Here is a 14,254-nt window from a genome sequence, read left to right as displayed (position 1 = left end):
ACTATATAGCAGCAATCCAAATTGCCGCTATATTCTATACTTTGAGGCATTTATGAATTTTGGGATAGGTTCTAAGTTCACGTCAGTATTATACATAGAACAGTTTAGCTAAAAAAATTGATTTTTAAAATTCGATTATATTACTTTGATAAAATCAAATGTGGTTACAAAATAGAAGGGAATCGATGTATAAGACTAACATATTTATTATAAGGACAATAATTTATCTTATATGTTTAATATCAACAAATATTTCTGAGTGCTGGACAGTAAAAATTATCAATTTTACAAATGAAAAAATAACTGTAGATATTAAGAGCAGCCAAGTATATCCCAGTTGGAACAAAAAACTTACCAAGCGTAGATGTGAATTTATAGGTAAACAGATAAATCCGAATTCAACACGTGATTTTAATTATAAAGAAATTAATTCTATTTGTGTTGCACCATGCACAAAATCAGTTACTATCACAAGCCCAATTAAATTAAGCTCTCAAAGTAAGTTAACTTCCTGCAGCAATGTTATTGTCGTCATACGCAAAGATCAATCTAATAAATGGAGAATTGAATATCATGATTGGACCAATGATATTCTTAACATTCTAAAAGAGAGAGAGAAAATGCCATTAGAAGTGAGAAAGATATATGATCAGCTAGGTGATAGTCCCATTCAAGAAATATCAGTATTTAGACAACCAATTAGTTCAGGTATAAAAAAGTTAATGAAAATTGTAACAAAAAATGAATTAAAGCAATTACACTATGATGAATTATACCATACTGGATTTATTATTAAATGCCAGGACCTATTAGTAAAATTAGAAAGAAATGAAACCGTATCAAGTTCAATACAAATAATAAAAGCCGAAGATAAGAAAAACATCCAGATAAGAAATATATCGATACCAAGAAAAACAATTCGTTATAATGAGTTTATTAATAACGCAATGGAAGGAGATCCAGATTTTTGGAGATATCATCCTATTACCAATAATTGTCAATTATTTGTATTACAGTGCTTAGAAAAAAACAATCTTGAGGTATCTAATAATTTATATAAATTTATTTATCAAGATATTGAACAAGTGTTATCTAATAGTCCAATTTTAAGAAATCTATCAATAGCTTCTACATCACTTGCCAATCGTGTTGGTAAAATAATAGAAGGTATAAGCAATGTTACAATACAAAACGGAACACCCTATACTATACGGGTTAAAACACGATATGCAGGACAAAGCAAGCTCTTAAAAATATGTATCCCGGATGATTTTTTGCTAGAATCTGGTAAAGAAAAAACTGTCAGTCACGGAATTTGTTTACTTGAAGGAATTAAGATTGCTGCATCATCAAAAGGAATTGAAACTATCAAAAATGTACCACATGAACAACTGCAACAGGCTGCAAATATGTTTGCAGAAAGCTCTTTTGTAGGCAGAGGCAAAGCAAGTGCTAATTTTCTAATACGATTTGTTAACGGCACGATTACTATAGAAAATATAGCCGTAAGTAGAGCTGAGCTAAAGGAGCTTACAACAATAGCACGCAAAAGAACCATACCTGCCCCCGCCTGAAAATTATTTTCTAGCGCATGCTTGTTCTGCTACAATTTTTAGTTACACCTGGATAATCAAGCAACGTTAATCAAGCAGAAAAATTATAAAAAAACACTTTTCAATCGTATGTTTTATCCGACAGGGTTTATAGGGCAGCAAAAGTTCATGCACAAATAAAAGAGCAAAATTGTATTGCAGTTATTCCTTTGCGTAATCTAAAATGAAGTGCAACAGTTTAAACCCCATTTTTTACGATAAGCACATTTACAAAGAACAACATTTAATTGAAAATTTTTTTTGAAAAATCAAATATTTTAGACGTATTTTCTCTCGCTTTGATAAATTAGCTCGTAATTTTAAAGCATTTTATTATTTGTTGGATAAGTTTTATGGTTAAGATGAAAACTCAACAGAACCTAACAGCTTTCTCATAAATAATCCTTCTTAACTATTTATTTTATTGTTATTTATGCCACAAAAGAACTCTCTTGTGGTGCTGCACTAATTACTCTTTTTTTTGGGTGATACGTACCGATGTTGCTAGATTTGTAGTATCATCAATCATAACAACTTTTAAGATTGGCCGATTAAGTTATAACTCAATTTTTTATAAATGTATATACCATTAAAATTATCGAATAGAAGGCATAATTGAAAGTTTTCAGAGCGCAAACTTTTAACCCATAATAAATAAGTCGCCAGAATTTTTCTCAACAAGCGTCGAGAATGTCTCAATCAACATAGCAACAAATTCTTCTTCACCCTCAACTGGAGTGTACGCTTTAAGTAATCCTAAAAATTCTCTAACTTCATCAGAGGTTAAATATCCACAATTTATTTCATCACCAAACCCAAACCCCACATTACCTGTAGAAAAACTCCTGCCATCTACAAACATTTGTAATGTTTTTGCTAATTTCCCTGAGGTTTTATCTGCAAGAGTTTCGTAAGCACTTATTCCACAATCTTCAGAAACAGGCGGAAAATAACTATTTATTGCAAGGTGTAAAACAAGAAATACAAGTTCTGTGTTAGATAAGTCACCGCTTACCACTGAATCAACTGCACGCTCCCACTCACCTTCATCAAAATCAAAGTTATCTTTATATTCATCGCTTTTGAGTTGGTCTGCAGCTACTTTTATCTTTTCAATCAATAAATCTTTGTCGCCCTCATGATGAATAACTCTAAAACTCATTCCAACTCCTACTAATATCTATAATTTAACGCGAGTTCGATAATTAAAAAAACTTGATGAAAAAAAGATTTACGGTAATCTCCCAGGAATACATAAAAACCAAAGGGAGATACCGTAATGTTGGTAACTATTTTATGCGAAATTAATTATTTTTGCAGGTTTTTAAAACAAACAGAAGCAAGAAAATTTCTGGTCCAAGCAAAAAAATGTTAGTAGAAAAAGAAAACTAACAGCAAGTAAAGTAATAACTATAACAATTTATTTTCATTATTCTGGATTCAAGTGTTTTAAAAACTACTACAAAACAATGATTTGTGGCTTTTTATCATACTACTTTCAGGCAAAAGTAAGCTATAATCGCTTTATAAAACTGAGAAAAGAATTAGAACCTATCCCAAAATTAAAATCTTGAAATAATTTTGTAAAAAGAGGAAAATCTCGCTGATAAAAAGATGTTAAAAATTTATCAAAAAACGAGATTTTCCATGAAAAGATTTTACATGAATAGAAGATTTTGGAAAGAGTTAAGATTGTTTCGCACATTCTATATTTTTAAATGTTATACATACGATCAACTCCCACTGCCTGTCTTTCTTTGTATGAATAGAGCCTCCAGAATTATGTGTAGCCAGACGCTCAGCTATATTTTTTGTATAGCCAACATATGTTGTTGAGTATTTAATAGATTTTATAAGATAAACGTAATATGACATAAATTAACTTAATATGGGACTCATCCGTTGTCTCCTTTGGCTTTTTCAGACAGTCTTCGCATGTACTAGCATAGATTAATTAGTAATTACATATTAAAAGATGGCACCAGCCAGACGTAGCCACGAAGTAGCGAAGACTGGCGTCCCCAAGGGGATTTGAACCCCTGTTTTCGCCGTGAAAGGGCGATGTCCTAGACCAGCTAGACGATGGGGACCTTGATTATGCTCAAGAAAAAAACTATATCTTCAATCAAATCAAAAAAATCTCGACCAAAATCCTCAAGAAAACTTAATAAAAGCAATGTATGGTGAGCCGTGTTGGACTCGAACCAACGACCCACAGCTTAAAAGGCTGTTGCTCTACCAACTGAGCTAACGGCTCACATATCCCAATTGTGCTAAAAAAAGAATTCTTTAGAAGCAACAATCACAGTAAAAGGTATAGTTATAGAGGGCTTTTGTCAAGAAAAATGATAAAAATAAGTGTGCTCTATAAAAAAATATCTTTAGTATACCGTAAGTCAAAACCACATTTGGTATTAGTTCATAAATATTAGCACGACGACGATTTATTAGTACTAGCTTTTACTTCTTTAGAAATAGTACCAATAGCAGGTGCTATATTCTTTATCGATAGTGGCATTAGGATATTTTCTGGATTATAGATTTCCGCATTTTCACTACCTTCTCTAAAAAAACAATACTTTAGCATGTGGATAAATTGTTGCTTACTTATCACTATTCTTTTTTCTTTTAACCAAAGTCGTAATGCTTTTCCAGTTCTTTTTATACGCGCATTCTTTTGATTAATCTTTTTAATCTTCTGATTAATCCTTTGAATTCCTTTTTTTTTACGCATATTCTCTACCACAATGTCAATGACTTTTTCTCTATCTACATTTGTATTGTTATTACACTGTGTCAAATCATTTATTGTATAGGAATTATCTATTATAGGTAGAGGAGTAATTTTTGGTATTTTTTTTGGTATAAAGAAACATATGTGACACCAGATCTCAAATGGTAATTCTTCCAGAAAATGTATAGGCACACTCTTTTCTTGCAAAATACGTGTAGTATTAAATTTCTTTACATTGCCTTTACTTTCTTCATCTCTTAAATAAAAGTTATATCCAAGAATATAGCGCCTTAAAAAATCATAATTACAATAATCTTTACCTGGATTTTTCTCACAAAATCTTATGATACTTTCTTCGCTTATCTTATATAAATCTGAAATGCCATTCTCCTTATACACTTTTTTAGCTTCTAAATTACAAGTACCAGAACTACTTTGAATTACCTTATTTTTCTGAAAAGCCCAGAAAAGTAATCTAGACGAGATGGACATACAATTATGATCCCAGTAATTATACAAATTTATTTTCTCTAGCCTTTTAATATTACTGTAAATAGTACTATGATAAATAGTCTTAAACTCCTCATACCCCATTTCGATATCTTCATCTTCGGCTTTATTCTTTAATACAGTATCAGTAATATTGCCAAAACCTGCATCACGTGTATATGAAGGAATTTTAAAAATTTTTTCTACTTTCAAGTCACCGAAGGATAAACATGAAAGTGCACATAATAATACAACCCCAGCTATTTTATAATTTCCCAACTTTAACTGTGTATAAGCAACTACACCACTAGTAGCAGCCCCTGTATACCTGAGGCCAGCGAATAAACCTCTTTTCCAAAATTCAGAATTTTGTTTTACCGTAAACAAATCTAGTAAATTACTTCTATCAACACTTTTTGAAACAAAAGATTGAATTCCTCTTATTGTATCCATAGCAAAGGATATATTACCCATCCCAACCAACACCATTGTGGCATAAATTAATAAAATTTTATTCCCTATTTTGAATATATTCATATTACCACCCAAAACCAAACAATATTTCATAATTGTAACTATATTTACAAGAAAGTTAAATAAGTACTACAAAAAATAGTTCGATAAATTAACTTAAAAGACACAATAATAAAGTATGTAATTATTAAATAATAAAAGATTGGTGGAGGCGATGGGAGTCGAACCCATGTCCGCATTATATCAAGCTCCAAGCACTACATGTTTAGTCTCTGTATATACATACAAGCAACTACAAAGACAGAGTAAGCTTATACGGCAGTTTTGTGATACTGATTTAACTATACAACAACAAAACCTTGCTAAATCAGATCTATCTAAAGTTAATACGAGTTTTAGAGCAACCGATAGATAAACCACTAAAAAACCCGGCGTAAACTATGTGTTACGCAACTCTCGACAAACTAAGCGTAGGCGAGAGTAGTTTTGAAGTCTGCACTTCTTGTTTATGACTGTTTGATTAACGAGCTACTCAGCCAAAGCTCGACATGCGCTCACAGCTCTCAACAACACGTCGAAACCAGTACGCCCCCGAATATTTCAATAAAAAACGCTATTATTTTACAATCTACCATTTTTACCTAATCTTAGCAAATTTTCCATGTCGGCAATTTATTAGAAAGAAAGAACAGATAAAAAAATAACAGAAAGTAAAGGTGATTGTTAATACGTCAAAGAGTAAAAATTAAAAATATCTATTTTTGCACAAACATTTCCTTGCTTATTAAGTACACGTAATGGCTTTCGCTGCAACCATGACATTCTTAAATCATCGTAAGTGACAACATCTTTAAATACTTCTTTAAGAGGTGTTTCATGCAAAATGCCATAACCAGACCCATAACCTCGTGCATGAATGAGTAAGTTATCTTCAACTGAAGAAACAACCATGACATGACCAAACCACCATAGCAAATCACCGCTTTTTATTTTTTGATCAAAGCGCAACGGAGTAAGTATGCAGCCTATTGTTGCTGTATTTTTTAAAAAATAGGGAATACCACATATTTGCGCAGCACGAGATACCAAGCACGAGCAATCAAAACCACAATAAACTTGATAAGGATGCTTTTGTTTTGTGTGCATTGTATAGCAAAAACTTGCGCCTCCCCAAACATATGGTATAAAGCCAGTTGTTTGGTTAGCCCATGTCCTAATAAGCCTCACAAAGTCAACTATCCGTTCCTTCTGTGTTTTTTTTCCGCAATAGGTTATACAGATATTTTTTGGTATCGACGTATATTCCCACTGCCAGTTCTTTGTATCCAAGATCCACACAAGAATATGGTGTGTATTACAAGTATATATGTGGTTGCATGTACTATTTGCTTGATTAACTTGTACAAATCTCGTACCTGCAGAATAATGTTTTTGTGTAACGGGATCATAAAATGGCATTGTAAGTGTCACCACGCCTTTATTACACAGTGCAAGGTCTTGATAACTGCTGATAATCGGCTGGGGAATATATTTAATTAATACTTCTTTTTTTTGTATATTTTTTAGAGAAATTACCGATCCTTTGTGAATCCAAAAACTATTTTTTAAATCGCCTCGTCCATTCCCACAGTACAAAATATGCGGTATAGCAACACACAAATAGTCACCTTTTTGCTCAATCACATCAACTGTTTCATTAAATAGTAATTGATAACAGCGAGGATTTTTTTCATTTTTTGTATCTTCAGAAACACCAGGACCATCATATTCGTGAACATTAAAATTATCTTGAAGTGGAAATTCATAGCAATCAGCAACCGGTACAATAGTCATTGCTTTATACGCAAAAACAACATATGGATAAAGTAAAAGTAGAAAAAAAATAGCTCTATAAATAGATTTTACCTTCAACATCCGTTTATTATATCTCTGAAACCATTTTTTTATAACCTAATATTTATACACAGCTTTCAGTTCCCGCTCCGTTTGCCGTTTAATGTCACGCTCTTTTAATACCTGCTTCTTTCCTGCAGCTTTTTTATGTTTAGCAATGCCAAGCTCAACTTTTATTTTACTTCGTTTATTAAAATAAAGTTTTAAAGGTACCACTGTAATACCCTTAGTAGAAATATCGCCAATAATACGATTTAATTCTTTACGATGTACTAATAATGTACGTGATCGCGTCGCCAATTCCTCCCTTTGGCGATATGCCTTTTCATACGGTGTAATGTGGCAATTAATTAAAAGTAATTCACCATCATGAATCGTAGCATATGAACCAGTAAGCCGCACATGTCCAGCACGTAATGCTTTAACTTCATCTCCAGTCAAAACGATACCCGCCTCTAGTTTGTCTAAAATATCATAATCGTGAAACGCTTTTTTATTTTGAGAAATAACTTTCATGAATTGCCTACTTGTATATTGGGTTATGGGTATACTCGCACAACAATACGACCAAAAACTTTTTTCATAATGGGATATAGCACAAGCGCTAAGCCAACACCAAGCACATTACCACCAGTTAAAAGTGCCCAAAACGAAACTCCCTGAATGCCAGTACACTGTATTATTGGCTCGTTAATATAAGACATCCATGCAGGATTACTTGCAATAGTATCTACTCCAAATATACTGGAAAGCATCCAATCTCCAAAAAAATAACCAGAACTATACACAGGAATCATAGTCCATGGATTATTAATTAAATATGTTGCCATAAACGTAACCGCTATATTAAGCGATAGTAACCACGATAAAAAAAAGATCATAATCGTGTGAAGACCAATAAAGGGAGAAAATGCAATATACACACCAAGACTAAACGAAAGTGCAAGTATATGCACGGAGCGTTCTTTAAACACCATAGCCTTTAGTAAACGGTATATCCCTTGCCCAATCATGTTCTTTACGCTATTCTACGAGTAATAAACGGTATTTATGTATATCGTACCACTTAATTAATATAATAGGAATGCTATGAATAAAAAATGTATAATGGCAATTTTAGCATTTTTATGCAGCTTTACCACCGGTGCATTAGCATTTAACGATTGCAAGCTTTTTGTTGGCACTATTGATTTGCCAGCTCATTTTACAAAAAATGCGAGCGTTCGCGTATGGCATGGTGGTGTCATTATTCATTGTGACGTTGGTAACAAAAGCAAGACTGTTTCTTTTGAGCTTTCAGTTGATAAAAGTCAAACATTTTTCTATCTAGTTATTGTTGATGATATTAATCCCATGGTTCAAGATAATACCGTTAAATATTTCACCATTGCTAATGGTGCAGATTATAAACTGTTTTCGCTTGAATTAGACATAAGAGAAATTGATGGAAAAGCAATACACAAATGGCATACCAAGCAATTGCATGTGCCATTAACTCGTATTCCTGATGACGCCATTATTGTATATTTACCTGGTAGCTATGTTGACCACCTAGAACAAGGCTCATCAATTGAATTACCAAAAATTGTACTAAAAAAAGATCTGCAAGAGAATGTTGTACACGACATCTTGACACAACAATTATTAAAGGCAATCAATTATGATACCCTTCATGCAACTATAACACGTCAAGTGAAACAAAACCCACTTACAACGCTTGTAGCGTTCAACACGTAATCATCATGTATATTTTAGGAATAGAAACATCATGTGATGAGACCGCTGCAGCAGTTTATCACACAAACCTTGGTATGCTTTCTAACGTACTATTTTCACAGATAAAACTACATGCACCATTTGGTGGAGTTATACCAGAAATTGCTTCCCGTGCACATGTAGAAAAAATTAACGGTGTTGTTTCACATGCTCTTAAAAAAGCAAATGTTACACTTGAAACTATTGACACTATTGCTGTTACACACAAACCAGGATTGCCTGGCGCATTATTGATTGGTACATGCTTTGCAAAATCACTTGCTTGGGCACAACACAAAAAATTAATTGGTATAAATCATTTAGAAGGCCATATTTTTTCTGCATGTATAGAAAATAATGTACCATTTCCTTTTATATGCTTAACCGCATCTGGTGGACATACTGCAATGTATTTGGTACATGATTTTGGCAAGTACGAAGTTATTGGTGAAACTATTGATGATGCTGCGGGTGAAGCATTTGATAAAGTTGCAAAACTAGTAGGCCTGCCATATCCTGGAGGCCCAATCATAGAAAAATTAGCTCAAGAAGTTGGTTTTGTAGATTTTTTTAATTACCCTCGCCCTCAGAAAAAGACACTTAGTTTTAGTTTTTCTGGCCTTAAAACCGCGGTACTTTATGACTTAGTAAAACGTGGTGCATACGAACTTAAAAGCAAAACTTTTTTACAAGAAAATGATGATGTACTCAAAAAACAAGTTGCCAGCTCATTGATTGTTTGTATTGCCGATATTTTTCAAGAAAAACTGCTACTTGCTATTAAAAAATACCCTGCTATTAAAAGTATCTGCTTTGTTGGTGGTGTTGCTTGCAATAATTATATTAAAAAACAATTTGCCGATTTTGCACACAAACACAACAAACAACTGTTTACTCCGTCACGCCAATACTGTACTGATAATGGCGCAATGATTGCTTTTGTTGGTGGTTATAAAGCGCAAAAGGGTAATTTTTCTACTTTTGACTTAGATATCTTAGAATAAAGTAAGGCCGAACATACATCCGGCCATTTTGTTTGTCTCATAAAAAAATGAACATTTTTCTACTTACACATCCATTTTTTTATTCATGGTTTCTAAGAACTCACGATTTGTTTTGGTTTTTTTCATTCTATCAATTAGAAATTCCATACCTTCAATCGTGCTCATAGTGGATAAAAATTTCTGCATAATCCAAACTTTTTTTAAGTCTTCATCAGTATGCAGCAACTCATCACGGCGCGTACCAGATACTAATAAATCAAATGCTGGATAAATACGACGGTTAGAGAGTTTACGCGTCATATGCATTTCCATATTACCCGTACCTTTAAACTCTTCATAAATAACTTCATCCATACGAGAGCCAGTATCAACAAGCGCTGTTCCAATAATGGTCAAGGATCCACCCTCTTCAATGTTTCGTGCTGCACCAAAAAATCTTTTTGGCTTTTGCAATGCATTTGCATCAATACCACCAGTCAGTACTTTACCAGAAGCAGGGGCCACCGTATTATATGCACGCGCAAGACGAGTAATCGCATCAAGTAAAATAACAACATCTTTACCTGCTTCTACCATTCGTTTGGCTTTCTCTAAAACCATATCCGCAACTTGTACGTGACGGCTTGCCGTTTCATCAAAAGTGGAACTTATAACTTCCGCGTTTGCCCCTTTTACCGTACGCCGCATATCGGCAACCTCTTCTGGGCGTTCATCAATAAGTAACACAATCAAATAAGCTTCTTCATGATTAGTTAGAATTGCACGAGCTAAGTCTTTGAGTAATACTGTTTTGCCAACTTTCGGTGGCGCAACAATTAGCCCACGCTGCCCTTTACCAATTGGTGTAAATAGATCCATTACCCGCATTGAAATAATGGAAGGATCACATTCCAAATTAAATTTTTCATTTGGATGCATTGGAGATAGTCTATCAAATGAAAGCCTATCACCCATCGTAGAAGGATCTTTACCATTTACAGAGTCAACTTTTAATAATGCAAAATATTTCTCACCCTCTCTTGGCTTTCTTATCACCCCTTTAATCATATCACCAGTCCGCAAATTAAAACGACGAATTTGTGACGGCGAAACATACACATCATCTGGACCAGAAATATAATCATATTGACCTGAGCGTAAAAAACCAAAGCCATCTGGTAATCGCTCTAAAACTCCTTCTACTTCTAGCTCCATATCTGGGTGAGCTTCAACATATTTAATACGCTCAACCAATTGAACTTTACGCATAAGACCAGCACCAATAATACCCAATCGACGTGCATAGAAGTTAAGGTCTGCTAAAGAAAGCTGATCAATCGTAATTTTTTTCTCCTCATACTCTTTAAGCTGCACCTTCACATCATATGCTGTTATTTCGCGATTTTGTGTATTTTGCATATCGTAACGGCGTCTACCTCCGCCACCACCGTCAGTCCTTGATCGTCTTTGTACATTAGAGCGAAATTTACTTCCACCACTCCTTTGAACATATCCTTGCCCATTACCACCATTACCATTTTTTGCCATAACAATATTACGAGATGGCACAGCTTGTATACGCTCTTTTTTCTGCACGTCTGATTCACTTTTTATATTTTTTTCTGTTGCTGCTGCAATTGCAGTGTTTTTTTCATCACTAACCTGCCCCTCAACTCGTTGTTTGGCAGAAAAATTACTGTTTGATTGACTACTAGATTTTGTGGATGAACTTTTAGATACCCCACCTTTTGAAGTCTTTTTTCCTACCACACTACGATCGCTTTCAGCCACTTCTGATTTGCTTGCATTATCAACAGATATATCAGATTCATCCTGCTTTTTTAAAAGTAAATCGAGATTATCTGACTTCATTAAAAAATCCCCCTAAACTCGTATAGACAAAAAATGTCATAAAGGCTCCTCCCACTGATTAGAACACAGTATTTTTGTAAAAAAAAGATATTAAGACATGATTTTTATTAGTAAAGAAGTAGGTAAGCACAAGTTTGATTACTGACTTATTTATACGCTAACTAGGCGTATCACTTTCTTTATGTAACATCATTATAACAGAACTGGCAATGTAAATGGAAGAATATGTTCCAAATATAATTCCAACCAGAAGCGCAAGGGAAAAATCACGGAGCACTTGGCCACCAAGCACAAACATTGCACCCACAGTCAATGCCGTTGAAATACTAGTTAACAAGGTACGACGGAAAGTCTCATTTAAACTAACATTCACAATTTGAGTAATCGAAGCTCCTCTCATTTTTTTAATGTTTGAGCGAATACTCGAATAGATAACAATCGTATCATTAATCGAATATCCAAGTACCGCCAAAATAGCACCAATCACATTTATAGAAATTTCTAAATCAAACAATAAAAAAATTGCTAACATAGCAAACGCATCATGAAACAACGCAACAACAGCACCCAAAGCAAATCCAAGCGACCAAAATCGTAACGCTATGTACAATAGCATCGCTGCCAATGCAATCAAAACAGCACGCATCGATTTCCAGCGCAAATCAGCACCAATTCCTGGCCCAACAGACTCGCTCTGTAAAACAGTAACTTCTGCTCCAGGAAACGCCTTTTCCATTACTGAACGCATACGCTCGGCAAGCCCTATTGCATCAGTCGCAACCTCTTTCACACGAATAAGAACATCATTATTGCCAGAAAACTCTCGCGTAATCGCCCCAGGCCATCCATTCTCATCAAGTATATTTTCTATATCAGTCCCAATAATTGGTTTATTAAACTTAAACAAAATCTGTGTACCGCCGGTAAAATCAACACTGTAGCTAAACACATAGCCACGGCTTTGGTTTTTATACACATAGTAACCAATAAATCCTACCAACATAGATAAGGAAAACAACCAAGCTATAATGCGATATTTGAGAAAATTGATCATAACACTCCCTGGGAACCAGTTTTTATGCTCAACAGATAGCTAGAGCCCCCACCACTTAACCAAACACTATGAAAGTGGCAAAACCGACACGTATTTGCGACCTTTTCTACCATAATGAAACTTGATAGCACCTGATGTTTTTACAAACAAAGTATCGTCACCTCCACGTCCAACACCTTTCCCAGGATGAACACGAGTTCCCCTTTGTCTAACGATAATTTCACCACCAAAAACACGATGCCCGTCAAAGATTTTAACACCTAGCCGTTTACTCTGACTATCACGACCATTCTGCGTTGAACCACCGGATTTACTTGTTGCCACCGTAATTCCCTTGTATTGATTAATAATTTACTGAGTACTGTTTTACCAGTAGTGGTAAAACCACTTTAAAAGATTATATTTTCCTAAAGTATGATGCCTAATGCTTTAAATGTCAATCCCAATGTACTGACTTAGTAAAAAGCAACCTTTTTTTAATCTTTAAACTTCTCTTGTAATACTTTAATAGCTTCTATGGTTTTTTCTGTAATATTTTCTTTATCACTCACAGTAAAAATAGAGGGTTGTATTTCTATTTGACTACTATCTTCCGCTATAACCGAACTATGTACATTAATGCTATATTCATTTGTATCTCTTTTAATAATAATATATTCTCGTTTAATGTCAGTATTATTTTTATCCATGTACTCTACAATAACGCATGGTGTTTTTAACATGGTTTTTTTATATTTAGCAAGAAGGTCCAGAGAATGTTCTAAAGTATCTTGAGATGATATTTTTTTGTCAGTACACTGTTCTATTTTTTTTCTGAGGTTATAAATAGCAATACGTTCTTCTATACCACTCACTTTGTGATACAATACTCGTATTAAAGGGTATGATAGAATTTTGTATTTTTTTCGAATAGCTTTAAACTCTTTTGAGTCCCACCTTTCTTTTGCCTGATCTATACCTTTATTGTTGTCATTGTTATCTTTATTATTGTCCGCACTTGAATAAGGTACTAGTATGCCACGTCTCTTATAATAATAATAATCCCCATTAACAACAGAAATTTTATAATTATCTTTTATTTCTTCGCCCCAATCCATTTTCAATTTTTTATGTAAATCAAAAATTGTTTTATTATCTGCGTAAGTATCACCTGGATATGGTTCAATATCTGTGCGAATATCCTCTGAATCTTCTAGACTAACTGGGTTAATATGACCATTAAAGGTCGCACTAAACGTATCATTTGTATGATCGTCGCACCAGATATTAATAGCAACATCCGTATTATCCTCAGAATCATTTTTTGCACTATGGTTATTTTTGCCGTCTTTGCAAATATTGTTTGGATATTTAGCTGCTAAATAGTATGCATAAATAAGATGAGTCATCTGCGATGCTTTGAAGTCTT

Annotated in this window: 13 protein-coding genes, 2 tRNA genes and 1 other RNA gene; 3 read left to right on the top strand and 13 right to left on the bottom strand. The window is 33.9% G+C overall.

From position 1 onward, the window contains the following. Positions 1 to 185 precede the first annotated feature (185 nt). On the top strand, positions 186 to 1,574 hold the full coding sequence (locus KC460_04755) for a hypothetical protein (GenBank protein ID MCA9770650.1): 1,389 nt from the start codon (positions 186 to 188) through the stop codon (positions 1,572 to 1,574). A gap of 658 nt (positions 1,575 to 2,232) precedes the next feature. Here the strand turns inward: KC460_04755 and KC460_04750 are convergent. From KC460_04750 to KC460_04710, 9 genes are all read right to left on the bottom strand, one after another. Beyond that, positions 2,233 to 2,754: a hypothetical protein gene (locus tag KC460_04750; protein ID MCA9770649.1), complete on the bottom strand. Its 522-nt coding sequence runs from the start codon at positions 2,752 to 2,754 to the stop codon at positions 2,233 to 2,235. 524 nt (positions 2,755 to 3,278) lie between these two features. Beyond that, positions 3,279 to 3,467, bottom strand: coding sequence for a GIY-YIG nuclease family protein (locus tag KC460_04745; protein MCA9770648.1), 189 nt, complete (start codon positions 3,465 to 3,467; stop codon positions 3,279 to 3,281). Between the two features lie 138 nt (positions 3,468 to 3,605). Beyond that, positions 3,606 to 3,682, bottom strand: a tRNA-Glu gene (locus KC460_04740). 91 nt (positions 3,683 to 3,773) lie between these two features. Beyond that, positions 3,774 to 3,849, bottom strand: a tRNA-Lys gene (locus KC460_04735). Between the two features lie 171 nt (positions 3,850 to 4,020). Continuing rightward, positions 4,021 to 5,352 (bottom strand): hypothetical protein, encoded by a 1,332-nt coding sequence (locus KC460_04730; protein ID MCA9770647.1) that lies wholly within the window; start codon positions 5,350 to 5,352, stop codon positions 4,021 to 4,023. A gap of 140 nt (positions 5,353 to 5,492) precedes the next feature. Continuing rightward, positions 5,493 to 5,882: a transfer-messenger RNA gene (gene ssrA, locus KC460_04725) on the bottom strand. Positions 5,883 to 6,012: 130 nt separating this feature from the next. Then, positions 6,013 to 7,203, bottom strand: coding sequence for a hypothetical protein (locus KC460_04720; GenBank protein ID MCA9770646.1), 1,191 nt, complete (start codon positions 7,201 to 7,203; stop codon positions 6,013 to 6,015). Between the two features lie 36 nt (positions 7,204 to 7,239). Continuing rightward, entirely contained in the window at positions 7,240 to 7,698 is a 459-nt protein-coding gene (gene smpB / locus KC460_04715) for an SsrA-binding protein SmpB (protein MCA9770645.1), read from the bottom strand. 23 nt (positions 7,699 to 7,721) lie between these two features. Then, positions 7,722 to 8,195: a DUF2062 domain-containing protein gene (locus tag KC460_04710; protein ID MCA9770644.1), complete on the bottom strand. Its 474-nt coding sequence runs from the start codon at positions 8,193 to 8,195 to the stop codon at positions 7,722 to 7,724. 76 nt (positions 8,196 to 8,271) lie between these two features. Between KC460_04710 and KC460_04705 the strand changes: the two genes are divergently transcribed. Together KC460_04705 and tsaD are read left to right on the top strand one after the other, a co-directional pair. Beyond that, positions 8,272 to 8,919 carry a hypothetical protein gene (locus KC460_04705; protein ID MCA9770643.1) on the top strand — a complete coding sequence of 216 codons (648 nt, stop codon included), beginning with the start codon at positions 8,272 to 8,274 and terminating at the stop codon, positions 8,917 to 8,919. A gap of 5 nt (positions 8,920 to 8,924) precedes the next feature. Continuing rightward, positions 8,925 to 9,941, top strand: coding sequence for a tRNA (adenosine(37)-N6)-threonylcarbamoyltransferase complex transferase subunit TsaD (gene tsaD / locus KC460_04700; protein ID MCA9770642.1), 1,017 nt, complete (start codon positions 8,925 to 8,927; stop codon positions 9,939 to 9,941). Positions 9,942 to 10,004: 63 nt separating this feature from the next. Here tsaD and rho read toward each other — a convergent pair whose 3' ends face one another. The 4 genes from rho to KC460_04680 form a co-directional block, all read right to left on the bottom strand. After that, entirely contained in the window at positions 10,005 to 11,468 is a 1,464-nt protein-coding gene (gene rho / locus KC460_04695; protein MCA9770641.1) for a transcription termination factor Rho, read from the bottom strand. Positions 11,469 to 11,949: 481 nt separating this feature from the next. Next, on the bottom strand, positions 11,950 to 12,846 hold the full coding sequence (gene secF, locus KC460_04690; GenBank protein ID MCA9770640.1) for a protein translocase subunit SecF: 897 nt from the start codon (positions 12,844 to 12,846) through the stop codon (positions 11,950 to 11,952). Between the two features lie 66 nt (positions 12,847 to 12,912). Beyond that, positions 12,913 to 13,170 carry a 50S ribosomal protein L27 gene (gene rpmA / locus KC460_04685; protein ID MCA9770639.1) on the bottom strand — a complete coding sequence of 86 codons (258 nt, stop codon included), beginning with the start codon at positions 13,168 to 13,170 and terminating at the stop codon, positions 12,913 to 12,915. 152 nt (positions 13,171 to 13,322) lie between these two features. Further along, the coding region (locus KC460_04680) for a hypothetical protein (protein MCA9770638.1) at positions 13,323 to 14,254 on the bottom strand (932 nt) is incomplete at its 5' end.

It is taken from the genome of Candidatus Dependentiae bacterium (genome assembly GCA_020431705.1).
Classification (GTDB): domain Bacteria; phylum Babelota; class Babeliae; order Babelales; family Vermiphilaceae; genus JAGQHQ01.
Note: the sequence above shows the minus strand (reverse complement) of the source record. Positions and strands in the feature narration are given on the sequence as shown.

What these genes read in the sequence shown, in the direction of transcription:
- KC460_04745 (MCA9770648.1), bottom strand. Translation starts at nt 3,467, where the DNA reads ATGTCATATTACGTTTATCTTATAAAATCTATTAAATACTCAACAACA.
- KC460_04710 (MCA9770644.1), bottom strand. Translation starts at nt 8,195, where the DNA reads ATGATTGGGCAAGGGATATACCGTTTACTAAAGGCTATGGTGTTTAAA.
- rho (MCA9770641.1), bottom strand. Translation starts at nt 11,468, where the DNA reads ATGGCAAAAAATGGTAATGGTGGTAATGGGCAAGGATATGTTCAAAGG.
- smpB (MCA9770645.1), bottom strand. Translation starts at nt 7,698, where the DNA reads ATGAAAGTTATTTCTCAAAATAAAAAAGCGTTTCACGATTATGATATT.
- KC460_04750 (MCA9770649.1), bottom strand. Translation starts at nt 2,754, where the DNA reads ATGAGTTTTAGAGTTATTCATCATGAGGGCGACAAAGATTTATTGATT.
- KC460_04730 (MCA9770647.1), bottom strand. Translation starts at nt 5,352, where the DNA reads ATGAATATATTCAAAATAGGGAATAAAATTTTATTAATTTATGCCACA.
- KC460_04705 (MCA9770643.1), top strand. Translation starts at nt 8,272, where the DNA reads ATGAATAAAAAATGTATAATGGCAATTTTAGCATTTTTATGCAGCTTT.
- KC460_04720 (MCA9770646.1), bottom strand. Translation starts at nt 7,203, where the DNA reads ATGTTGAAGGTAAAATCTATTTATAGAGCTATTTTTTTTCTACTTTTA.
- secF (MCA9770640.1), bottom strand. Translation starts at nt 12,846, where the DNA reads ATGATCAATTTTCTCAAATATCGCATTATAGCTTGGTTGTTTTCCTTA.
- tsaD (MCA9770642.1), top strand. Translation starts at nt 8,925, where the DNA reads ATGTATATTTTAGGAATAGAAACATCATGTGATGAGACCGCTGCAGCA.
- KC460_04755 (MCA9770650.1), top strand. Translation starts at nt 186, where the DNA reads ATGTATAAGACTAACATATTTATTATAAGGACAATAATTTATCTTATA.